The sequence below is a fragment of the Mucilaginibacter roseus genome (assembly GCF_021215455.1).
GTDB classification, from domain to species: domain Bacteria; phylum Bacteroidota; class Bacteroidia; order Sphingobacteriales; family Sphingobacteriaceae; genus Mucilaginibacter; species Mucilaginibacter roseus.
Window position 1 is genome coordinate 301,060 of record NZ_JAJPWV010000002.1, and the last position, 22,205, is coordinate 323,264.

23 protein-coding genes are annotated in these 22,205 nt (G+C 44.0%); 11 read left to right on the forward strand and 12 right to left on the reverse strand.

Features of this window, described 5'->3' with window-relative positions:
* Window positions 1-5: 5 nt before the first annotated feature.
* The 3 genes from LT679_RS06115 to LT679_RS06125 form a co-directional block, all read right to left on the reverse strand.
* Entirely contained in the window at window positions 6-728 is a 723-nt protein-coding gene (locus tag LT679_RS06115) for an ABC transporter ATP-binding protein (RefSeq protein ID WP_232176573.1), read from the reverse strand.
* A gap of 208 nt (window positions 729-936) precedes the next feature.
* Window positions 937-1,227: an Asp-tRNA(Asn)/Glu-tRNA(Gln) amidotransferase subunit GatC gene (gatC, locus tag LT679_RS06120; RefSeq protein ID WP_232176574.1), complete on the reverse strand. Its 291-nt coding sequence runs from the start codon at window positions 1,225-1,227 to the stop codon at window positions 937-939.
* Complete coding sequence (locus tag LT679_RS06125) at window positions 1,224-1,955, reverse strand: lysophospholipid acyltransferase family protein (RefSeq protein ID WP_232176575.1); 732 nt, start codon at window positions 1,953-1,955, stop codon at window positions 1,224-1,226. Before LT679_RS06125 ends, gatC begins: the two co-directional genes overlap by 4 nt.
* 37 nt (window positions 1,956-1,992) lie before the next feature.
* On the opposite strand from LT679_RS06125, the gene trpS reads away from it, so the two are divergent.
* The 3 genes from trpS (at window position 1,993) to kdsB (ending at window position 4,646) form a co-directional block, all read left to right on the forward strand.
* Window positions 1,993-2,988: a tryptophan--tRNA ligase gene (gene trpS / locus LT679_RS06130; protein WP_232176576.1), complete on the forward strand. Its 996-nt coding sequence runs from the start codon at window positions 1,993-1,995 to the stop codon at window positions 2,986-2,988.
* Window positions 2,989-3,184: 196 nt separating this feature from the next.
* Window positions 3,185-3,799: a deoxynucleoside kinase gene (locus LT679_RS06135; RefSeq protein ID WP_232176577.1), complete on the forward strand. Its 615-nt coding sequence runs from the start codon at window positions 3,185-3,187 to the stop codon at window positions 3,797-3,799.
* Between the two features lie 58 nt (window positions 3,800-3,857).
* The gene (gene kdsB / locus LT679_RS06140) at window positions 3,858-4,646 is read left to right on the forward strand and encodes a 3-deoxy-manno-octulosonate cytidylyltransferase (RefSeq protein ID WP_232176578.1); all 789 of its coding nucleotides are present in this window, start codon (window positions 3,858-3,860) and stop codon (window positions 4,644-4,646) included.
* Window positions 4,647-4,931: 285 nt separating this feature from the next.
* Here the strand turns inward: kdsB and LT679_RS06145 are convergent, their stop codons facing one another.
* Window positions 4,932-5,468, reverse strand: a complete 537-nt coding sequence (locus tag LT679_RS06145) for a pyridoxamine 5'-phosphate oxidase family protein (protein ID WP_232176579.1) — start codon at window positions 5,466-5,468, stop codon at window positions 4,932-4,934.
* 156 nt (window positions 5,469-5,624) lie between these two features.
* A complete protein-coding gene (locus LT679_RS06150) occupies window positions 5,625-5,783 on the reverse strand; it encodes a hypothetical protein (RefSeq protein ID WP_232176580.1) in 159 nt (52 codons plus the stop codon).
* Window positions 5,784-5,809: 26 nt separating this feature from the next.
* On the opposite strand from LT679_RS06150, the gene LT679_RS06155 reads away from it, so the two are divergent.
* Window positions 5,810-6,874: a glycoside hydrolase family 53 protein gene (locus tag LT679_RS06155; RefSeq protein ID WP_232176581.1), complete on the forward strand. Its 1,065-nt coding sequence runs from the start codon at window positions 5,810-5,812 to the stop codon at window positions 6,872-6,874.
* A 61-nt stretch (window positions 6,875-6,935) separates the two neighbouring features.
* Here the strand turns inward: LT679_RS06155 and LT679_RS06160 are convergent, their stop codons facing one another.
* From LT679_RS06160 to LT679_RS06175, 4 genes are all read right to left on the reverse strand, one after another.
* The gene (locus tag LT679_RS06160; protein WP_232176582.1) at window positions 6,936-7,946 is read right to left on the reverse strand and encodes a DUF4407 domain-containing protein; all 1,011 of its coding nucleotides are present in this window, start codon (window positions 7,944-7,946) and stop codon (window positions 6,936-6,938) included.
* 1 nt (window position 7,947) lies between these two features.
* Entirely contained in the window at window positions 7,948-8,544 is a 597-nt protein-coding gene (locus LT679_RS06165) for a hypothetical protein (RefSeq protein ID WP_232176583.1), read from the reverse strand.
* 4 nt (window positions 8,545-8,548) lie between these two features.
* Window positions 8,549-8,926 (reverse strand): HNH endonuclease, encoded by a 378-nt coding sequence (locus LT679_RS06170; RefSeq protein WP_232176585.1) that lies wholly within the window; start codon window positions 8,924-8,926, stop codon window positions 8,549-8,551.
* An 87-nt stretch (window positions 8,927-9,013) separates the two neighbouring features.
* Window positions 9,014-10,378 (reverse strand): exonuclease domain-containing protein, encoded by a 1,365-nt coding sequence (locus LT679_RS06175; RefSeq protein ID WP_232176586.1) that lies wholly within the window; start codon window positions 10,376-10,378, stop codon window positions 9,014-9,016.
* Between the two features lie 120 nt (window positions 10,379-10,498).
* On the opposite strand from LT679_RS06175, the gene LT679_RS06180 reads away from it, so the two are divergent.
* From LT679_RS06180 to yidC, 3 genes are all read left to right on the forward strand, one after another.
* Window positions 10,499-11,830 carry a M23 family metallopeptidase gene (locus LT679_RS06180; protein WP_232176587.1) on the forward strand — a complete coding sequence of 444 codons (1,332 nt, stop codon included), beginning with the start codon at window positions 10,499-10,501 and terminating at the stop codon, window positions 11,828-11,830.
* A 137-nt stretch (window positions 11,831-11,967) separates the two neighbouring features.
* Window positions 11,968-13,578, forward strand: coding sequence for a CTP synthase (locus LT679_RS06185; RefSeq protein ID WP_232176588.1), 1,611 nt, complete (start codon window positions 11,968-11,970; stop codon window positions 13,576-13,578).
* 20 nt (window positions 13,579-13,598) lie between these two features.
* Complete coding sequence (gene yidC, locus LT679_RS06190; protein WP_232176590.1) at window positions 13,599-15,401, forward strand: membrane protein insertase YidC; 1,803 nt, start codon at window positions 13,599-13,601, stop codon at window positions 15,399-15,401.
* A 216-nt stretch (window positions 15,402-15,617) separates the two neighbouring features.
* On the opposite strand, the gene pyrF is transcribed toward yidC, so the two are convergent.
* A complete protein-coding gene (gene pyrF, locus LT679_RS06195) occupies window positions 15,618-16,448 on the reverse strand; it encodes an orotidine-5'-phosphate decarboxylase (protein ID WP_232177160.1) in 831 nt (276 codons plus the stop codon).
* A gap of 269 nt (window positions 16,449-16,717) precedes the next feature.
* On the opposite strand from pyrF, the gene rho reads away from it, so the two are divergent.
* The 3 genes from rho (at window position 16,718) to purS (ending at window position 19,384) form a co-directional block, all read left to right on the forward strand.
* Window positions 16,718-18,343, forward strand: a complete 1,626-nt coding sequence (gene rho / locus LT679_RS06200; protein ID WP_232176591.1) for a transcription termination factor Rho — start codon at window positions 16,718-16,720, stop codon at window positions 18,341-18,343.
* A gap of 80 nt (window positions 18,344-18,423) precedes the next feature.
* The gene (locus tag LT679_RS06205) at window positions 18,424-19,149 is read left to right on the forward strand and encodes a CDP-alcohol phosphatidyltransferase family protein (RefSeq protein ID WP_232176592.1); all 726 of its coding nucleotides are present in this window, start codon (window positions 18,424-18,426) and stop codon (window positions 19,147-19,149) included.
* Complete coding sequence (gene purS, locus LT679_RS06210) at window positions 19,130-19,384, forward strand: phosphoribosylformylglycinamidine synthase subunit PurS (RefSeq protein WP_228084868.1); 255 nt, start codon at window positions 19,130-19,132, stop codon at window positions 19,382-19,384. Before LT679_RS06205 ends, purS begins: the two co-directional genes overlap by 20 nt.
* Here the strand turns inward: purS and LT679_RS06215 are convergent, their stop codons facing one another.
* Window positions 19,385-19,753, reverse strand: coding sequence for an Hpt domain-containing protein (locus tag LT679_RS06215; RefSeq protein ID WP_232176593.1), 369 nt, complete (start codon window positions 19,751-19,753; stop codon window positions 19,385-19,387). It lies immediately after the preceding gene.
* A 25-nt stretch (window positions 19,754-19,778) separates the two neighbouring features.
* Entirely contained in the window at window positions 19,779-20,258 is a 480-nt protein-coding gene (gene folK, locus LT679_RS06220; RefSeq protein WP_232176594.1) for a 2-amino-4-hydroxy-6-hydroxymethyldihydropteridine diphosphokinase, read from the reverse strand.
* An 84-nt stretch (window positions 20,259-20,342) separates the two neighbouring features.
* On the opposite strand from folK, the gene sppA reads away from it, so the two are divergent.
* Window positions 20,343-22,133, forward strand: coding sequence for a signal peptide peptidase SppA (gene sppA / locus LT679_RS06225; RefSeq protein ID WP_232176595.1), 1,791 nt, complete (start codon window positions 20,343-20,345; stop codon window positions 22,131-22,133).
* Window positions 22,134-22,205 lie beyond the last annotated feature (72 nt).

Consider the following 22,205-nt stretch of genomic DNA (forward strand, 5'->3'; position numbering starts at 1 on the left):
TGTGCTTATAATAATTCCCGTTCTTTTGATACGGTGTGTATATCGGGGTTTTGATAATCCTTTTCAATCAACCCGTCGCGCATACGCACAATACGGTGCGCGTGCTGGGCAATATCTTCTTCGTGCGTTACCAGTATAATGGTGTTTCCCCTTGCGTGTATATCCTCAATAAGACCCATTATCTCTATAGATGTTTTGGTATCCAGGTTACCTGTAGGCTCATCGGCTAATATGATAGACGGGTTATTAATTAATGCCCGTGCTACGGCTACACGCTGGCGCTGCCCGCCTGAAAGCTCATTAGGCTTATGATCAACCCGATGCCCAAGACCCACGTTTTCAAGCGCCTTGTGCGCACGTGCCAGCCTGTCGGCCTTACTTATGCCCGCATAAACCAGCGGAAGGGCCACATTTTCGAGCGAACTGTTACGTGGCAACAAGTTAAAGGTTTGAAAAACGAAGCCAATTTCGGAGTTACGCACTTCGGCCAGGTCATCATCGCTCATGTGGCTAACGTTGATGCCATTAAGCACATACTCACCTTTTGATGGGGTATCTAAACAACCTAAAATATTCATCAGGGTTGATTTACCTGAACCCGACGGCCCCATCAGGGCTACAAACTCACCCTTATTTATGGTTAACGATACGGATTTAAGCGCGTGAATCACCTCACTGCCAATAACATATCTCCGGCCTATATCGGTAAGGGTAATAAGTGGCTGCATTCGTTTTTTGGTAGTTTGACTATGGTTTAGGAGTAATTGTTACACCATTAATATTATTTTCTCAACCTTGATTTTTAGGATTTTGAGATTACCTTGATTTTAGTTTTTGAATACTGATTTTGAGATTACAACATTCACTTTAATTTGACAATCAAGTTTGTTAATCAAGGTAATCTCAAATCCTAAAAATCAAGGTCAAAGACGAATACTACCGTTCGATCACCTTGGCCACCAATATGTGGCTGCCATCATGCTTAGGGGCATTAAGCAGGGCTTGTTCAGTGGTTATTTCCTGCTTCACCACGTCCTCGCGTAACACATTGTCTTCAGTGGTCATGTATACCAATGGCTCAACGCCGGCGGTATCTACCTCATTTAACTTAGCCATAAAGTCGAGTATCTGGCTCATATCCTTCATTAGCTCCTCTTTCTCGGTTTCGGCCAGTTCAAGGCGGGCAAGGTGGGCTATTTTGTCTACGGTTTGCTTATCAATCGTCATGCGGTTTGCAGTTTTTGCTGAATGATACTGTGAACCTGGTCGCGCAGTGCATCGGTATCCTCAATGGTTAAATCAGCCGTTTCGACGGGCTTATGTACAAATATATTACAAACGCCGGGTTTGCTGCCATATTTAAGTCCATCATCCCATAATATTTGCCAGGTATTGAGGGAAGTAACCGGGATGATGGGTATTTTATGCTCAATAGCCAACCGGAAAGGTCCATTTTTAAATGAGATCATTTCGGGTGGATAAATATCAGGAATGGTACCTTCCGGAAAAATGATCATGGTAACACCCTTTTGCAAACGCTCGGCGGTAGCCTTGAAAGCGCGAAATGATGACATTTTACTTTCGCGGTTTACCGGAATATCCACTGTGCGGAAGAATAGCCCAGTTACCAACCCGTCAAGCAGTTCATCCTTACCCATAAAACTAATGTTGTTTTTTATGGCGATGCTGATGGCTGTAATATCCAGGTTTGAGGTATGATTAGGGCAAATAATATAAGTACGACTCCAGTCTACCTTTTGCTCATACTCAATTTTATAAGTAATTCCGGCTATTAATGAGCTTACAAAACCCCAAGCCCTGCGCACTTTATTCATGCTTACATAGCGCTCGGGCTTGCGCGAGAAATAATACAGTAAAGGCCAGAAAACGAAGTAAAAAAAGCCTACACTGTACCTGTACAAGCGGGCATGGGCCTTTCTTAAAAACATTTTCATCGGTGCCAAAAATATAAAAATTCTTACTTTCGCCCCTATGGAAACAGTTGTTAGTGGTATAAGGTCTACCGGAAACTTACATTTAGGTAATTATTACGGTGCAATACAGAATTTTATAAAGATGCAGCATGAGTATAACTGCTACTTTTTTATTGCCGATTTGCACTCCCTTACCACACACCCTACCCCAGCCGACCTGCACAGCAATGTGAAACAGGTATTGGTTGAATATCTTGCCGCAGGCATCGATCCGGAGAAAGCTACCATATATGTACAATCTGACGTGCCTGAGGTAGCCGAACTGTACCTTTACCTTAATATGAATGCTTATTTAGGCGAACTGGAGCGCAGTACATCATTTAAAGATAAAGTACGCGCGCAACCTGATAACGTAAACGCCGGCTTGCTTACTTACCCGGTTTTAATGGCAGCGGATATCATCATCCATAAGGCTACAAAAGTACCTGTGGGTAAAGATCAGGAGCAACACCTGGAAATGGCCCGCACCTTTGGCAACCGTTTTAACAGGCTTTATAACAACGAATACTTTCCCGAACCTTACGCCTTTACCTACGGCAGTAACCTGGTAAAAATTCCGGGATTGGATGGTAAAGGAAAAATGGGCAAATCTGAAGGTGAGGGCAATGCCGTTTACCTGTCTGATGCGCCCGAGGTGATCCGCAAAAAGGTAATGCGCGCTGTTACCGATAGCGGACCAAGCGTTGAAAACCAGGAAAAACCACAGGAGATACAAAACCTGTTCGATTTGATGAAAGTAGTATCAACCGAGGATACTTACCAGCATTTTGACAATCTGTACAACACCATGCAGATACGTTACGGCGACCTGAAAAAACAGCTTGCTGAGGATATGGTGAACGCTACCGCGCCGATACGTGAACGTATAAACGAGATAGCTAATGATAGCGCTTACCTTAGCCGCGTGGCCAGCCTCGGTGCCGAAAAAGCCCGCGAAAGCGCCAACAAAACTATACGCGAGGTACGCGAGATCATCGGTTTCCGGAAATTTTAATTATCTAAACGGAGAAATACTACTTTAAAACAACACCTTACAACTTTTTTGACACTTGATGGTTGTTGGTGTATATTAGGCAGTCTGTGGACGATGGTCAATAGTCCATAGTGGAAAATACGCTTTATTAAATTACTATGGTCTATCGTCTATGGTCTACCGGCTAACTGACTAACCGACCTAACACCAAACGCACATGCACATTGCTATTGTAGGAAACATAGGTGCCGGTAAAACCACCCTCACCGAAATGCTGGCCAAAAACTATGGCTTTGAGCCGCTTTTTGAAGCCGTTGATAACAACCCCTACCTTGAGGATTTTTACAGCGATATGAAACGCTGGAGCTTTAACCTGCAGATATACTTTTTAAACAGCCGTTACCGCCAGATCATCGAGATACAAAAGAGCGGGCGCAACGTGATACAGGACCGTACCATTTACGAGGATGCCTTTATTTTTGCGGAGAACCTGCACGATATGGGCCTCATGACTACGCGCGATTACGAGAATTACCGTTCGATATTTGATAACATCACCTCGTTTATCAAGCCGCCTGACCTGTTGATCTACCTTAAGGCATCGGTACCTACGCTGGTAAACAACATACAGCGTCGCGGCCGCGAATACGAAAGTGGCATCAGGCTGGATTATCTTTCAAAACTGAATGAAAAGTACCAAAAATGGATAAACGGATACGACTTAGGTAAACTGCTGGTTTTAGATAAGGACAACCTTGACTTTGCCAACAACACCGAAGACATGGCCACCATTGTACAAATGATTGAAAGAGAAATACACGGGTTGTTTTAGAACGAAGAGCCAGCCCCCTAAATCCCACTGAAGGGGAGTTGAGTAACTACAATATATAATGAGCGATATATCTAATACGCAAAGCATCACCTCTCCTTCAGGGGAGGCCGGGAGGGGCAGCATCCTTGGCATCATACCTGCCCGCTATGCGTCAAGCCGTTTTCCGGGTAAGCCCTTGGTTGATATTGCAGGCAAGAGCATGATACAGCGCGTTTATGAGCAGGCTTCCAAATGTCCAGACTTGGCGGCGGTTGTGGTAGCTACAGATGACGAGCGCATCTTTGAACATGTAACTGCGTTCGGTGGCCATGTGGTAATGACGGACGGCAACCATCAAAGTGGTACCGACCGCTGTGCCGAGGTAGCTTTACAGCATCCGGAACATGAGGTTGTAATTAATATTCAAGGTGATGAGCCTTATATTGATCCGGAGCAGATCACCAAGTTGGCGCATTGTTTCAGCAATCCGCAAACGCAGATAGCTACACTGGTTAAGCAAATTAAAACTGTACAAGAGTTGCTGAACGCTAACTCGCCCAAGGTCGTAATCAACAAACTGTCAGAAGCTATTTACTTTTCGCGTTCGCCCCTGCCCCACCTGCGCGGCGAGGAACCGGAGAACTGGCTGGGCTTCCATACCTACTTTAAGCATATTGGTATTTATGGTTATCGGGCCGACGTACTGCAGCAAATAACCAAACTGCCTGTATCGTCCCTGGAAACAGCAGAGAAACTGGAACAACTCCGCTGGATAGAGAACGGCTACCGTATACAGGTTGCCGAAACCGAGCTGGAAACCCACGCCATTGATACGCCGGAAGATTTGAAGTTGCTGAATCTTTCCTGAACCCTTCCCTTAGGAAGGACTTTACATTAAAAATTTCATTTTGAATGAAGTACGACAAGAAATCCGTTCGCTTTACTAATTAGAAGAGAACCGATTTCTTGCTATTGCTCGGGATGACAAGCAGTAATTTAATAGTACAAAACGATTCGGTGCCTATTGCTCCGGCCTTTTAATTTTCGGGTAGCACTAAAGATGCACAACCTTTCATAGAAAATTAAGCAACCGACGACTTTTGCTTCTTTTGTTCGCACAAAAGAAGTTTAGACAGGTATAAAAACCACCACCTTACGCTTTCAAATCGCCTTCAATCGAATCATCAATGGTGGTACCCATAATGGCGCCGGCTATTTGTTTAACAAAGGCAATAGCGTTGCCGTGTTTGTTGTCCCAATAATGGCCTTGTGTTGGCGTTACCTTAATGATGCTGATGCGCGGATCGCTTTTACCTTCGGTAAACCATACCTTTAATACCGGATCCCATAATTCATCAATCTTACTTTTGTCCTCGCTGATCTCGGCTATGCCGTAAACGTTTAAAAAACCGGAATATGATGAACCCTGGAATAACAACTGTACAAACGGATCGGCTGCAATCTCTTCGTTCTTGTGGCTGTCGTTCGCGCTTAAAAACCACATATCGCCGTTATCGTCAATTTTTTGTGGCGACATGGGGCGGGTTGAAAATGGCAGGCCGGTTTTTATGTTGCTGCAAAAAAAGCAGGTGTCGGCTTTTTCGGCTAATTGTTTAAGCTTTTTCCAGGCTTCATTACCCTCAAGGTTTTCAATATTATCTTCTGGCTGATTGGCGTTAATGCTGTCCATGGTGTAAAATGTTTTTCTGGTTAATAATGTTTCATAACAACCCATGGCAATACCTAATTGTTTAAGATAAATATGCACCCTATCATTTATCTATTTGAAAATAAGCTGAAAAGAACAAAATAAAAGCTGTTTTGAAATAACTCCCGCTACTCCGCTTTACTTTAATTTGTTGCTGATTATAAACCAATCAACATCTTTTTTGAATTTGTTCAGCGCTTGCAGTACTCCGGCAATATCGATATAAAAGCGGCCGCTATTATCGTGTTGTGTATGTGCCGGTAGCTGAATGATGTACAGAAAAAAGATGCCTAACATCAATTACTAACCTAAAAACTCAATTTATGAGAACAAGAATTGTATTTGCACTTTTAAGTACGCTAACCTTTTTTTCGGCATGTAAAAAATCAGCAGAAGTAAAAAGCGCCTCACAGCCTGCGGAAATTGCCGGCGGCGGATTGAAAACTACAGCGGCGCCATCCTTTGCTTATGGGGCCGATATTAGCTGGATAACTGAACAGGAGGCCTCCGGCAAAAAGTTTTACAACAGCAGCGGTACACAGCAGGATATCTTTACGGTGATAAAAAGCAAGGGCATAAACGCAGTAAGGTTCAGGGTATGGGTAAATCCGTCAAACACTTATAATTCAACAGCCGATGTTATTGCCAAATGCAAGCGCGCCAAGGCTGCGGGTTTAAGTATCATGATTGATTTTCATTACAGCGATACCTGGGCCGACCCCGGTAATCAAACCAAACCATCCGCATGGGCGAGCCAGGATTTTACCACGCTAATGTCGACCGTTTACAACTACACCTACAACACGCTTAATACGATCAAGTCAAACGGCATTATGCCTGATTACGTGCAGGTTGGCAACGAAACCAGCGACGGTATGCTGTGGCCTGATGGCAGGGCATCACTATCTGCCACCAACTTTAAAAATTTTGCCTGGCTAATTAATTGCGGCTATGATGCCACCAAGGCCATCTTCCCATCGGCCAAGGTAATTGTGCACGTTGCCAACGGTTTTAACAATACCACAACCCGCTGGATATTTGACGGCATTAAAGCGAACGGTGGTAAATGGGATATATGCGGTTTCTCGGTATACCCGTCAGCCAGCAGCTGGCAAACCACCAACAACCAGGTGTTGGCCAACATGAAAGATATGGTAAGCCGCTACGGCAAGCAGGTGATGATCTGCGAGGCCGGGATGGATGTTTCGGCAGCGTCAACCTGTAAATCATTTCTTGCCGATCTGATCGCCAAAACTAAGTCAGTTTCAGGCGGATTAGGTGTATATTACTGGGAGCCGCAAGCCTACGCAAGCTGGAAGGGCTACAACATGGGCGCGTTCGACAGCAGCGGCAAACCTACCGTGGCAATGGACGCCTTTATACATTAATTTATTAAACCTGCAGGCGGAGCGAGTACTTATGCTCCGCCTGCAAGTTTATGTAATAAAGTTAACTCCCCTCAATTAAGTGGTTTGCCATTAGCTGGAGTTTTCTTTTTTGAAGCATCATGTGATGTTTGATTGTAAGGTCGTAGTCGTTTTCTTCGGATGTTTTTTCTTCACTGCGTTTACTAAACAATATAAACAACTCTATACACGTCAAAAATAAGAGCCAAAGGAACCAAATTAATAAAGCTACAGGCGAACTCCAAAGAAGCTTAGCCATTACATTTAATTCATCCAAAAAACCTGTTTTTCCTTTAATGTCATTTTCAACCTCTGATCTCAGTTTTATCAAGGATGCTTCTTTTATTAGTTTAACTTCTCTTAATTCAGCTAACTGTTCATCTAACGGCTTTAAAAGTGCAATGTTAGGGTTAGGTATGCTGCTAACTGATACAGAATTCGTTTTAACAATTTTTACATTTTGCTTAGTACCGTTAATGGAATCTCTATTGGTTGTAACAACAGGGGTACTATTGCTCTGGGAAGAATAAGATTTAATTGTAGGGTGTAGAGCAATGTCAGCACTTAGCCTGCTCCGCTCTCGCTCTTTATTCAAAATTGATCGATCAAGCTGATCAATCTGATTTTTTTGTTCTCGTTGTCTATCGGGTAATATCTTATTAACTTTATTATTCAGTGTTTCTATTTTGCCAAGTTCTATGTCTTCTTCAAATATTTTTTGATCAACTATTATAGACCCGATCAAAGCCATAGTGAATGCAATAATTGTTCGAAATGTCGCCATCCCTCCGCTAACATAACTTGAGAGTATTATTTGCCTTTCAATCTGAATTATAATTAAGCATAATATAATTCCTCCTATCAAAGAGCCTAAAACACCACACTTCAGATATCTATCGGCAAAAACAAATCCGATAAATGACCAGATAATGCATATAATTACCATTGCAGCTGCATAGCGTTTCAGGCGTTTTTGAGATACTTCACTGCATGATGCCAAAATTCTGTAATTATAACCGGTTAAAAAACAACCGAATTTTATCCACCACTTCATGTTAAAATTTTCTTTTTAAAATTTCGTAATGAGATATGGCAGCCAGGCCGTTCTTAAATCCGCGGGTATAACTAATCATTATGCCCTTGCAGTCGCCTTCATTATTTTCGGTACTATCCTGTATTATTTTTACTTTTTCCAAGTGACCGACAGCTATTCTCTTTTTCATTTCAAGCTCTTCAACAATATCTACCAGTCCATTACGGCTCCTGCTTATTATGTGATACTCTGTCTCTTGTATAAAGTCCTCATAAAATGTTTTAACTTTTTTTATAGTACGTATCAGTTCACTCTTCAAAGCGTCGAGATTTTGGTTTAAATGGCTGCTATCCGGATTAACCAAGGCATCATCATAACCTTTAGCTTCGTGATTTCTATCTAAGAATGAATACAAAAGATTGATGTTATTGTCAGTGGGTTGTTCCGCTCGCTGTGTATTGGTAGTATTAAACTGAGGCTTAGGTACATTTTTCTCAATAAAGATATTTTCGTCAATCTCAGGTAAAGGTTGGTTGCCATTAAATTGTGTCGGATTGTTATCGTCTCCGTTGTACGGTGTTGGCCTTTGTTGGTCGTTAGTAAAATTAAATATTGCCATTTGATTAAATTGATAAGGTTGGTACTTTAAACTTTGCGTGCCCTCGTTGATGGCAACTCTTGCAAAGCGTAATTAATAAGTTATTTGGATATTGCCAGGGCGGGCTGAATTGATTTTGATTTTTATTAAAATGATATTGACGATGATGAACCTGTAGTTCTTCGCTTCTTTTACAGATTATGCACTTGTTTTGATCTCGAAGCAAAATTTGTGCTCGTTTACTTTTCCATCTTTCATCAAAAAGTAATCCACCGTAAGTGCCGTGTGCTGGCGCTTCAAAATCGGTAACAGCTTGCACTGGAGTTTGCTCGTTAACGGCGTTAACGGATTTATAGGGTATACGTTTAATTACCGGAAGTTTTGGATAACGGTATTTGTTCATGTGATAAGATTACAAGAACAAACATGTTAAATTTTTAGCTGAATGTCAATACTTTAAATGAATTAACTACCGGTAAAAATTAATTTATTAAACAAACAAAAGCTTTCGCTCCGGAAAGCGGGCTGCATAGCCCGAAACGATGTTACGTATATAATCATTACCCGGGTAGGGTGTCAGTTGCTCTTTTAGTTGTTGCAGGCTCTCGGTTTTAAAGTAATGGGATATATAGCCCATGCCGTAAAAGCGGCCCTTCTCAATCAATATGCAGCTATGTTCGTCAATAGTGCGGCCTTCATCACGTATGGCAAAGGTGGGCAGCGCCTCATTAAGCGATTCGACGGCCAGGTTAACCCGGCTATTATAATCGTCGGCACTCATGTTGCCGCAACAGGCGCAGGCATCCTTATGTATACTATTACATTCGGCATTGTTTTTTTGGATGAAGCACAGTTTAGGGCATAAGCCAAAAGTATCTATCAGTTGGTTAAGCAGGTTATATCCCTCTAATAAGGAGTTGCAGGCATATAACGGCATTTGGTGCTTGCGGTGCTTATCAACCGCCAGGCGTACATAACCCCGCTGGTCAATATAATCATACAAAGCATAGCCCTGTTCAAACCGTTTTAATGAGCGGTTATACTGCGGCCAAAGCCGTTTAATCTCCACGGCTTCAAGCACGAAGGCAATCAGCTCGGTACCGCAAATCTGATAACTGATGCTATAAATATTCTTTAAAAATTCCTGGCGTTGCCTGCCGGGATTATTGCCGGTAAAGTGGCTGCAAACACGCTTTTTTAAGTTTTTGGCCTTACCAACATATATCACCTTGCCCTTGCTGTCATGAAAATAATATACCCCCGGCATATAAGGCAGTTGCTCCACATATTGCTTCGGCAGGTTGGCGGGCAGCACCTGTTCTTTTGAATTTTGTTTAAGCGCTTTGGCAATATGTTTTTCGGCATCGGCAGCCAGCAGCATAGTAAATAAAGCCGCTGTAGCTTCGGCATCCCCGGCTGCACGGTGGCGGCTATGGTTTACAATGCCCAGCTGCGAACACAACTTACCCAGGCTGTACGACGGAAAGCCCGGCATTATTTTACGCCCCAGCCGTACGGTGCATAGTTTATTGCAATGCAAATCGTACCCGGCCTGCGCTAAATGGTAGCGCACAAATGAGTAGTCAAAATTAACGTTGTGCGCTACAAATATTCTGCCTTCCAACAGTTGATAAATCTCGTGTGCCACCTCTTTAAAAAGCGGTGCCGAGGCAACCATGTCGTTACTTATACCGGTTAAGGCCTGTATGTAAATGGGGATCTCCCGCTGCGGATTGATCAGCGTATCAAAGCGTTTAACAACCTGCACGCCATCATGAATACAAATAGCTATCTCCGTAATACCGTTAGCGTTGGCATGCCCTCCCGTCGTTTCAATATCCACAATAGCGTACATAATTCAAATGTACTATTTTTTGTTAAAATGCTAAATAAATTAGTGAGCGAAGGACTGATGATTCAAAGCAAACTTTAAGCCTGATAAAGCGGTTATTAATACGGTTGATTATTGATAAGCATGAAAATAAATATACCCGCCATCAGGCGGATGGCAGCACTTGTGTTGATGGGTTTAATACTGAACGCTTGCAGTGAAAAGGGCGGCATAGGCATCTTTAAAAAACAATCGCCGCATGAGGCCTATGGCCAACGGTTGAAAGATGCCGGGCTCGACCGTACTGCTATTGGTAGCAAATGGCTTTCGGTTGCGGATCAGGTTATCTCTAAGCCGCTTGATATAACCATTCCGTATCGCGAAACCGGCTATTTCGCGGCGGATAAAGCCGGTGGTACTGCCTTGCGTTTTACAGTTAAGCGCGGAAAAAAGATCAGCATCGCTATAACTAAAAAGCCGGCTAACATTAATATTTATGCTGATCTATTCGAACTAAATGGTACCGAAACCAAACGTATAGCCTTTGCCGATACTACCGGTAAACCGCTGGAATATGAGATAAAGCGTGATGGCAGCTACCTGCTGCGCCTGCAACCCGAATTGCTGATCAGCGGGGAGTATACGCTGACCGTTACTGATGGGCCATCACTCGGCTTCCCGGTGTCGGCGGTAGGCAAACCATATATAGGCAGCTTTTGGGGTGCCGGCCGCGACGCCGGGAGCCGCAGGCACGAAGGCATTGATATTTTCGCCCCGAAGGGTACGCCGGCCATTGCAGCGACGAGCGGTACGGTAAACAATGTTACCAACAACAACCTGGGTGGCAAAGTGGTATTTTTCAGGCCGGATGGAAAGGACTATACGCTTTACTACGCCCATCTTGATAGTCAGTTGGTGCAAAACGGACAAACTTTAATCCCTGGCGATACCATTGGTTTGGTGGGCAATACCGGTAATGCGCGTAACACGCCCTCGCACTTACACTTTGGCATATATACATCCGGCGGCGCTATTGATCCGCTCGCATTTGTGGATAGAAAAACTGCCGAACCCTCACCGATTACGGCAGCTCTAAATAATTTGAATAGTACAGTGCGCACGTCAAATTCAGTTAACCGGCTTTATAATGCGGCTGATGTTAAGAGCAGTCAGACACTCAATTTACCTAAAAACTCCGTCCTTACTGTTGAAGCTGCTGCAAGCTCATGGTACAAGGTACGTTTGCCCGATGGGTTGATCGCTTACATCAGCAGTAAAAGCGTAACAAATGCAGGCGTGCTACGCAGCATTACCCTAAAAACCGCACAACCATTGTTGGATGCTCCGGATACAGCCAACGCCCCCGCCAAGCGGCAACTGGCTGCAGGTAACAAAGTTGCCGTGCTTGGTGCTTATAAAAATTACTACCTGGTTAGGGATGGAGAGGATACCGGTTGGCTAACTGTTAATCAATAATTTGTATAGCCCGTCAATTTCAACATCAGGCATTTTCTCAACAACCACAAAAAAATGTTAAAATTTGTTACCTTTGTATCCCGTACACAAACAATTTGACGAGGGGTTAAAACTGTCGTCAAAATTCAAAAAACAACATGACCAAGTATATTTTTGTTACGGGCGGCGTTACTTCGTCGTTAGGGAAAGGTATTATTTCCGCATCATTAGCTAAACTCTTACAGGCGCGTGGTTACCGTGTAACCATCCAAAAGTTCGACCCTTATATCAATGTCGATCCGGGAACGCTTAACCCTTACGAGCACGGTGAATGCTACGTAACCGAGGATGGTGCCGAAACCGACCTTGACCTTGGCCACTACGAGCGTTTTTTGAACACCCCTACGTCGCAATCAAACAATATTACTACCGGCCGTATCTACCAAAACGTGATCAACCGCGAACGCGAAGGCGCTTTTTTGGGTAAAACGGTACAGGTTGTTCCGCATATTACGGATGAGATCAAACGCAACTTCCGCATATTGGGCGAGAGTGGTGATTATGATATTGTGATCACCGAAATTGGTGGTACCGTGGGCGATATTGAGTCGCTGCCATTTGTGGAGGCCGTACGCCAGTTCCGTTGGGAAGTGGGATCAAGCAACTCGCTGGTTATCCACCTTACGCTGGTACCTTTCCTGGCTGCCGCAGGCGAGCTAAAAACCAAGCCTACTCAACACTCGGTTAAAATGCTGCTGGAGTATGGTATACAGCCTGATATACTGGTTTGCCGTACCGAGCATCACCTTACGCCGGATCTGCGTAAAAAGATCGCCCTGTTTTGTAACGTAAACATCAACGCGGTCATCGAGTCCATAGACGCTTCGACCATTTACGATGTGCCTTTGCTGATGCTGAAAGAGCAGCTGGACAAAACGGTACTGACCAAATTCAAACTTCCGCATAAGAATGAGCCTGCTTTAGATAGCTGGAAAGACTTTTTAGGCCGTCTGAAAAACCCAACTTCCGAAGTGCGTATTGGCTTGGTAGGTAAATATGTTGAATTGCCGGATGCTTATAAATCCATCACCGAGGCGTTTATACATGCCGGCGCTAAAAACGAGTGTAAGGTTAAGGTGGAGTATATCCATTCAGAGCAGTTAACACCTGGCAACGCTGTAGATAAATTAAAAGGCCTACACGGCGTACTGGTAGCTCCCGGCTTTGGCGAGCGTGGTTTTGAGGGTAAAATTGAAGCCATCCGCTATGTACGCGAAAATAATATCCCATTCTTTGGTATATGCCTGGGCATGCAATGCTCGGTAGTTGAGTTTGGCCGTAACGTGCTTAAACTGGAAAACGCCAACAGTACCGAAATGAACCCTGACACCAAATACCCTGTGATCAGCATGATGGAGGAGCAAAAAAATATTACTGCTAAAGGCGGCACCATGCGTTTGGGCGCTTACCCATGCGATCTGAAAAAAGGCTCGAAGGCTGCCGCAATCTACGGTAAAACCCACATTAGCGAACGCCACCGCCACCGTTACGAGTTCAACAACGAGTACCTTAAACAGTATGAAGAAGCCGGTTTAATACCATCAGGCATCAATCCCGAAAATGGTTTGGTTGAGATAGTTGAGCTTAAAAATCACCCATATTTTGTAGGCGCGCAGTTTCACCCTGAATTAAAATCAACAGTTGCTAATCCGCATCCACTTTTTATTAACTTTGTCGCCGCTTCGCTGGCTTATGCCCGCAAGAATTAATTATTGTTCGATTTTAAATAATGGATAGAAATACGTTCACAGGATTATTCCTGATCATGCTGATAATGGTAGGCGGGTTTTACCTGATCAAACCATCGGCAGAAGAAATAAAGAAAGAAAAAGAGCGCACAGAGGCTGCGGCAGCAGCATCAAAAAACGGTAAGAAACCCGCTGCTAACAAAGCCGTAGCTACCGCTGCCCCGCAAACTGTTGATTCAGCCGCTTTAAAAGGGCCATTCGGCACAGCCATAGCAGGTAAAGCCCAGCAAATTGTGCTTGAGAACAGCGATGTAAAAGTTGAACTGAGTACCCTTGGCGGTAAAGTTGAGTCGGTTGAACTGAAAGGTTATAAAACCTTTGATAAAAAAGCGCTGGTTTTATTTGATGGCGATGGCAATACCTTTGGTACTACCGTAAGTGCAGCAGGCCGTAATTTTAATACCGCCACCCTTTACTTTGCGCCGGTACAAGCGTCAAAAAATAATGTAACCCTGCGTTTAAGCTACAGCCCAACGCAATATATTGATTATACCTATACCCTTGCCGAAAAAGGCTTTAAGCTCGACCTGAACATTAAGCCTACCGGTATGGATGCGCTTATTGGAAACAACGGCGTGCTAAACCTTAACTGGGCTGCCAGCCTGCACAAGCAGGAAAAGGACATGACGCAGGAGCGCCAGTTCTCTACCGTTTACTATAAGTTGCTTAATGATAACGTAGAGCACCTGAGCGTAAGTGAAGATGAGCAGAAGGATGTTACGGATAAAAAAGTGGAATGGGTATCATTCAAGCAGCACTTTTTCTCGAACGTACTGATAAGTAAAACCGGTTTTGATAAGGCCAAGCTGGCTGTTAGCACCGACGTGAATACCCAAACCGATGTTAAGCAGATGAAAGCCGACCTTGCGGTTGCTAAAGATGCAAGCGGTGCTTACCCGCTGGAGTTTTACTTTGGCCCTAACCGTTTCAGCACACTGAAAGACCAGGGTTATGACCTGCAGGACCAAGTGGATATGGGTTGGGGACCGCTTAAATATATCAACCGCTTTGCCGTGTTGCCTATCTTCAATGCCTTAAACGCCTTTAATTGGAACTACGGTATCATCATTTTGGTGCTTACCATCCTGCTTAAAGTGGTATTGTCGCCGCTTACCTATAAATCATACCTGTCAATGGCTAAAATGCGTGTGCTTAAGCCGGAGATGGATGAAATTAAAGCCAAGGTTGGTGAGGATAACCCTACTTTATTACAACAGGAGTATCTTAAGCTTTACAAAAAAGCAGGTGTGAACCCGTTAGGTGGTTGTTTGCCTTTATTGCTGCAAATGCCGATTGTGATCGCGTTCTTCCGCTTTTTCCCGAGTTTGTTTGAGCTGCGCGGCGAGAGCTTCCTGTGGATGAAGGACCTTTCTACCTATGATGCCGTGATCTCGTGGGGACAAACCATACCGGTGTTGGGTAACCACATCAGCTTAATGTGTTTGCTGATGACCATCTCGACATTGATTTACACCTACTTTAACAACCAGCTGTCGGGCGCTACCGGCCAGATGAAATATATCGGCTACATTACGCCGCTTATCTTCTTTGGTATGCTGAACAGTTACCCTGCCGGTTTGAACTATTACTACTTTTTGGCTAACATGTTAACATTCGGTCAGCAATACCTTATCCGCCTGATGGTTGACGATAAAAAGATCCACGCCAAAATTCAGGAGAACAAGGCTAAACCTGAAGATCCTAAAAAGAAAAAATCAGGTTTCTCTGCCCGTTTGGAAGAAATGATGCGCCAGCAGCAACAGGCTCAACAGAAAAAGAAATAAACGAATTGAAAATATAGAAATCTTTTATAAGCCCTTTTCCTTACAGAGAAGGGCTTTCTTGTTCAAATAAACTTATAACTATTATGGCATATGAATCGGTAGCCAGATATCTGCCAGCATTTGTATATGGCTGACGTATTTCCCTCGCATTTCGTTCGAAATAACGGAGCGTGGTATTTTAAAGTCCTCCATTGGGGAAGGATTTAGGAGGCGTGTTTAAATAATCCCCGCCTTCTCCAGCTCCATTTCCATTTGCTGTTGCAGCTTTTTCGCTTCCTCACGTGCCGCTTCGGCAAAATCCTCGCCATTTGATGCGTAAATGATGGAACGCGACGCGTTTACGATGAGGCCGCAATCCTTAGTGATACCGTATTGGCACACATCTGCTAAGCTGCCACCCTGTGCGCCCACGCCCGGAACGAGCAAAAAATTATCAGGCGCATACTTACGTATGTTGGTAAACTCGGTGCTTTTGGTAGCGCCTACAACAAACATCAACCTGTCTGCCCCGGCCCAGGTATTGGCTTTTTTAATTACGGTTTCAAAAAGATGCCCGTCGGGTGTTTCAAGATATTGAAAATCTTTACTGCCTACAGATGATGTCAATGCCAGCAGGATGATCCATTTACCGTTATACTTTAAATAGGGCGTAACACTGTCATTACCCATATAAGGCGTTACAGTAATGGCATCAAAACCCATCCCGGTTTCGGCTTCGTCAAAAAACGCGCGGGCATACATATCAGATGTATTGCCAATGTCGCCACGCTTGGCGTCAATAATACTCAGTATATCCTTAGGTATATAATTATAGGTATCAACCAGGCTTTGCAGGCCTTTAACGCCCCTGCTTTCATAAAAGGCAGCGTTAGGTTTGTAAGAAATACAAAGGTCTTTGGTAGCATCAATTATACGCTTGTTGAACTCAAACACCGGATCAGGATATTGCTTTAAAAACTCCGGTATTTTAGTAATATCAGTATCCAGGCCAACGCATAAAAAGCTGCGTTTTACTTTTATTTGTTCAATAAGCTGTTGTCTCGAAATCATGCAAATTAATTTAAGGGTCAAAAAAACTAAAAATTAGTAAAACTGTTAGCCATATGTACTATAAATATTTTTGAGAGTTTGCTATTTGAAAATATTTAAGTAACATTGCAGTGTTTTCCTCTTTGAATTTTTCTTGCACTAAAGAAACAATTTAAATTCCGGGTTATTTATTTATAACAGTTGCATAATGTTACGAAGTGCTGCGTATGGAATACGGGGATAAACCTGTCAAAACAAAATAATTCTTTTGAACTATAATCCAAATCATGTCCGATAAGATTGAATTGAACGATAAACTCGTGTCAGAGTTGCGTGAGATTGCTAAAAGTTTAGGTATTGCCGAAGCTGATGAACTCAGAAAAGCTCAGCTTATTACCCGCATAAAGGAGCAGCAACAACTTATTGAAGTTGCCAAAGCTCAACAAAGCATAGTTGAACAAAACTACGCCGAAAAAACACAACCGGCAGCTGAACCACAGGCCGCTGATGCTGACGACAAACCGCGTAAAAGAACCCGCAGCGTAAAAACCGCTACACCACAACCAGCCCGTAAACAACAGGCACCGCTTAACGATAACAATTTGTTTGATGCGCCTGAGGATGAAGCCCCTGCTGCCGAACAAGTTGAGGAAGCCCCGGTTGAAGCACCCGCACAGGCACAGGCCGAAACCGCGCCCGTTGCCAGACAGGAAGCCCCTGCCGAGCAGCGCCCGCAAAAATTTGAGCGCCGCGTTAACCCTAACCAGCAAAAACAACAGGAAGCCATCAACCTTGATTTTGATAATGTGATCATCAACGAGGGTGTGCTTGAAATTATGCCTGATGGTTACGGTTTTCTACGTTCGTCAGACTATAACTATTTAACCTCGCCTGATGATATATATGTATCGCAGTCGCAAATAAAACTGTTCGGTTTAAAAACCGGCGATACCGTTCGCGGCAGTATCCGTCCACCAAAAGAGGGCGAAAAATACTTCCCTTTGGTACGTGTAGAGGCTATCAATGGCCGTATCCCGGCAGAGGTGCGTGACCGCGTGCCGTTTGATCACCTTACGCCATTGTTCCCGTCAGAAAGGTTAAACCTGTTTACTGACCCGAACAACTACTCAACCCGTATTATGGACCTGTTCTCACCTATTGGTAAAGGCCAGCGTGGTTTGATAGTGGCGCAGCCCAAAACAGGTAAAACCATGTTGTTAAAGGATGTGGCCAACGCCATAGCCAAAAATCACCCGGAAGTATACCTTATTATATTACTGATAGACGAACGCCCTGAAGAGGTTACCGATATGGCCCGCAGCGTACGTGCTGAGGTGGTATCATCAACATTTGATGAGCCTGCCGAAAGACACGTAAAGATCGCCAACATCGTATTAGAAAAAGCCAAGCGAATGGTAGAATGCGGTCATGATGTGGTAATTCTGCTTGACTCTATAACCCGTCTTGCCCGTGCATACAATACCGTGGCCCCGGCATCAGGTAAAATATTATCGGGTGGTGTGGATGCCAACGCGCTGCACAAGCCTAAACGCTTTTTTGGTGCCGCACGTAACATTGAAGATGGCGGCTCATTAACCATCATCGCTACCGCACTAACCGAGACAGGCTCTAAAATGGACGAGGTAATCTTTGAAGAGTTCAAGGGTACCGGTAACATGGAGCTTCAGCTGGATCGTAAGCTATCTAACAAACGTATATTCCCGGCTATTGATATTACCGCATCAAGCACCCGCCGCGATGATTTGCTGCTTGACCGCGACGCATTGCAGCGCATCTGGATATTGCGTAATCACCTTGCCGATATGAATTCGCAGGAATCAATGGAGTTTTTGCAAAGCCAGATAAGAGGCACGAAAACCAACGAAGAGTTCCTGATATCGATGAATTCATAATAATTTAATAATTGCGAAGTTTATAAGTTAGCGAAAATTAACTTGTAACTTCGCTTTTATTGATACCTTCATGGCTTGAAATGAAGAAACGCGTCAGAAAACACCTTCCAAATTTTATTACCTGTGCCAACCTGTTCAGCGGCTGTATAGGCATCGTACTAACGTTTACGTCTGACTATCTGATATTTGCGTCATACGCCATATTTCTCTCCGCGATATTTGATTTTTTTGACGGCCTTGCTTCCAGGGTTTTGCAATCCTATTCGGGCATAGGCAAGGATTTGGATTCGTTGGCTGATATGGTAAGTTTTGGCGTGCTGCCTTCGGTTATATTATATGAATTTTACCAGCAAGGCCCGCAACTGGGCGTGGTGAGCGAATACCTACCCTTCGTGGCCTTCCTGATCCCGGTGTTCTCGGCATTGCGCCTGGCCAAATTCAATAACGATACCCGCCAGGCCGAAAGCTTTATTGGCTTGCCTACACCGGCAAACGCCATCCTGATAGCCTCATTCCCGCTTATTTTACAGCAAATACCGGATGTAGGCAACATACTTTTCAACCCTTACATTTTAACCGTTTTTGTGTTGATAATGTGCACGTTGCTTGTTGCCGAGCTGCCGCTGATGTCGTTAAAATTCAAGAACCGCGATTTCAATAAGAATATTTATCGCTATTTACTGCTGCTGCTTTCGGCAATATTGATACTATTTTTTAAATTTGCCGCTGTTCCGGTGGTTATCATATTTTATATCACCCTATCATTAATTCAATTCAAATTAGCAAATGATAAAGTTTCAGGCTGAGATCGATGTAATGCCAAAAAAAGAAATATTGGACCCTCAGGGTAAAGCCGTAACCGGCAGTATGAAAAACCTTGGACTTGCCGAAATTCAAAACGTGCGCATTGGCAAACACATTACATTAGAGATTGAGGCTGAAAGCGAAGCTGCTGCTACCGCCAAGGTTGATGAGGCTTGTAAAAACCTGCTGGCTAACCTGATTATGGAAAGCTACTCGTTCACGCTGCGCCAGGCTTAATTAAAGCCCGGCTTCTTTTTCCTGTTTTACCCTTTCAAGCTCGGCAAGGTTAACCGTTAGGTTATCGTTAACGGTTTTAAACTTTTGTACCACATCGGCAGCATCAGGCGCGCCTGTTTTGCATTGCAGCTCAATATCCTGCACTAAAGCCTGGCTGTTAAGCATCCCGAAAAAACCAAGGTTGGGTTTCAGTTTGTGCGCGGCACTTGCGGCATTTGGCCAATCAGCGGCTGATATGGCGTTGTTAATGTTCTGCAACAAATCAGGCGTTTGCTGTATAAACATACCGATTGATTCTACAATAAACTCATCACTGCCGTCGGCAATTTCGTACAGAAAAGAAAGGTCAAGGTCCGGATTAGTTGGCATACAATTGGAATTATAAATTACAAAGCTACAATTTTTTAACAATCAAGTTATCCTGCAGTTCATTTAGTAATTGCAAAATATCCCTTTTTAAAACCGGATGTTTTAAACTTGGTGCAATCTCGGCAAGCGGTTCAAGCGTAAAGCGCCTTTCGTGCAGTCGAGGGTGCGGTATTTGCAATTGCGGAGTGTTGATAATACGATCATCATAGAATAAAATATCAATATCAATTACCCTTGCGCCCCAACGCTCTCGCCGCTCCCGCCCCATTTGCTGCTCTATCTCCAAAAGCATATTCAGCAAAGCTTCGGGTTCCTGCTCTGTTTGTAGCATTACCACCTGGTTCAGGTAATCCGGTTCGTCGGTTTTACCCCATGATTGTGTCTCGTAAATAGCAGATTCGGCTATTACAGTTCCCGCCTGTTTTGCTATAAGCCCGGCGGCCTTTGCTAAAAGTGATTTACGGTCGCCAAGGTTGCTCCCCAACAATAAAAATACTTGTGCCATTGTAACAAATTATAACCCGGTAGCTCTTACTGTTATATGCACCGAATTATTAAGTTTGCATAGATAAAAGATTAAGCGTATTTAATGAAACAATTCTTCAAATTTGTACTCGCTACAGTGGTTGGTATCTTTGCAGCTACTATTATATTAGGTGTGCTATCGGTATTTATATTTGCCGGCATACTGTCATCAGCATCCGAAAAATCAACCCCGGTTGAAGCTAATTCCGTGCTGACGCTTGAATTCAGGAAGCCAATAAACGAACGCACGCCCAATAACCCACTGGCTGAGCTGCAGTTTTTAGGTTTTGAAGAGAAAAACCTTGGCCTTAACGATATACTGGCCAACATTAAAAAGGCCAAGACAGACGAAAACATAAAAGGCATATACCTGAACGAAAGCTATCTTGCATCGGGCCAGGCAACTACCGAGGAGATCCGCAACGCGCTGATCGACTTTAAGAAATCCGGCAAGTTCATCATCGCCTACGGTGAGGTTTACACGCAATCATTTTACTATCTGGCATCCATTGCCGACAAGGTTTACCTTAATCCGCAGGGCTTTTTCGAGTTAAGTGGCTTCAATTCGGAGGTTACCTTTTTAAAAGGAGCGCTTGATAAACTGGGTATAGAAGCACAGGTGATTAAAGTTGGCACTTATAAAAGCGCTGTTGAGCCGTTTGTGCTCACTAAAATGAGCGACGCCAATCGCTTGCAGGTAACATCATACCTTAACTCCATGTTCGGGCATTTTCTGGATGGCATCAGCAAGAGCAGAAAAATCAACCGCGACTCGCTCTTTAGCTACGCAGATAACATGACAGTACGTTACCCTGAAGATGCTTTACGCCTTAAACTGGTTGACGGCCTGAAATACAAGGATGAAGTTTTGGCTGAACTAAAAAAACGCACTAAAACCGATCTGAAAGATGATTTGAACGCGGTAAACATTACCGAGTATGACAGTGCCCCTACCAATGGCGGAGCTGATAAAGAAGAAGAAAACTCAGGCTCATCACGTAACCGTATCGCGATGATCTACGCCTCGGGCGAGATAACCGGCGGCGACGGTGACGATAACACCATCGGGTCTGACCGATTATCAAAAGCATTACGCGAAGCACGTGAGGATGACAAGGTAAAAGCAGTTGTTTTGCGCGTGAATTCGCCAGGCGGCAGTTCTTTAGCATCAGATGTTATCTGGCGTGAGGTGGCGTTAACCAAAAAGGTAAAACCTATCATGGTGTCAATGGGCGATGTGGCTGCTTCGGGTGGTTATTATATCTCATGCGCGGCCGATTCTATTTTCGCAGAGCCAAATACCATTACCGGTTCCATTGGCATATTTGCGGTACTGCCCAACATGCAAAAATTCTTTAACGATAAATTAGGCGTTACCTTTGATAATGTAAAAACCAGCAAGTACGCTGATCTGGGTGATATATCACGCCCGCTTACCCCAGCCGAACGGGCAATCCTGCAAAACCAGGTTAACCACGGTTATGATGTGTTTACCGGTGTGGTAGCAAAAGGCCGTAAAAAATCGCAGCGTTATATTGACAGCATTGGCCAAGGCCGGGTGTGGACAGGCAAGCAAGCCTTGAAAATTGGTTTGGTTGACCGCTTGGGCAATATTGACGACGCCGTTAAAGCCGCAGCTAAAAAAGCCGAAGTTAAAAACTACAAAGTAGTTGAATATCCGGAGCAGGACAGTCCTTTCAAGAGCCTGGGCGCTACTTTCAGCGCGCAAGTAAAAACCAAGTTGCTCATGTCAGAACTTGGAGAGGATTACCGCTATTACGAACAAATAAAACAGGTAAAAGGTATTATGCGCGTTCCGCAGGCCCGCCTACCGTTTAACGTGGTTATAAAATAAATAGCAAACAATTTTATAAGAAGCCGCCTTGTAACAAGGCGGCTTTTGTATTTTTACAGCCCGTAACTTTTG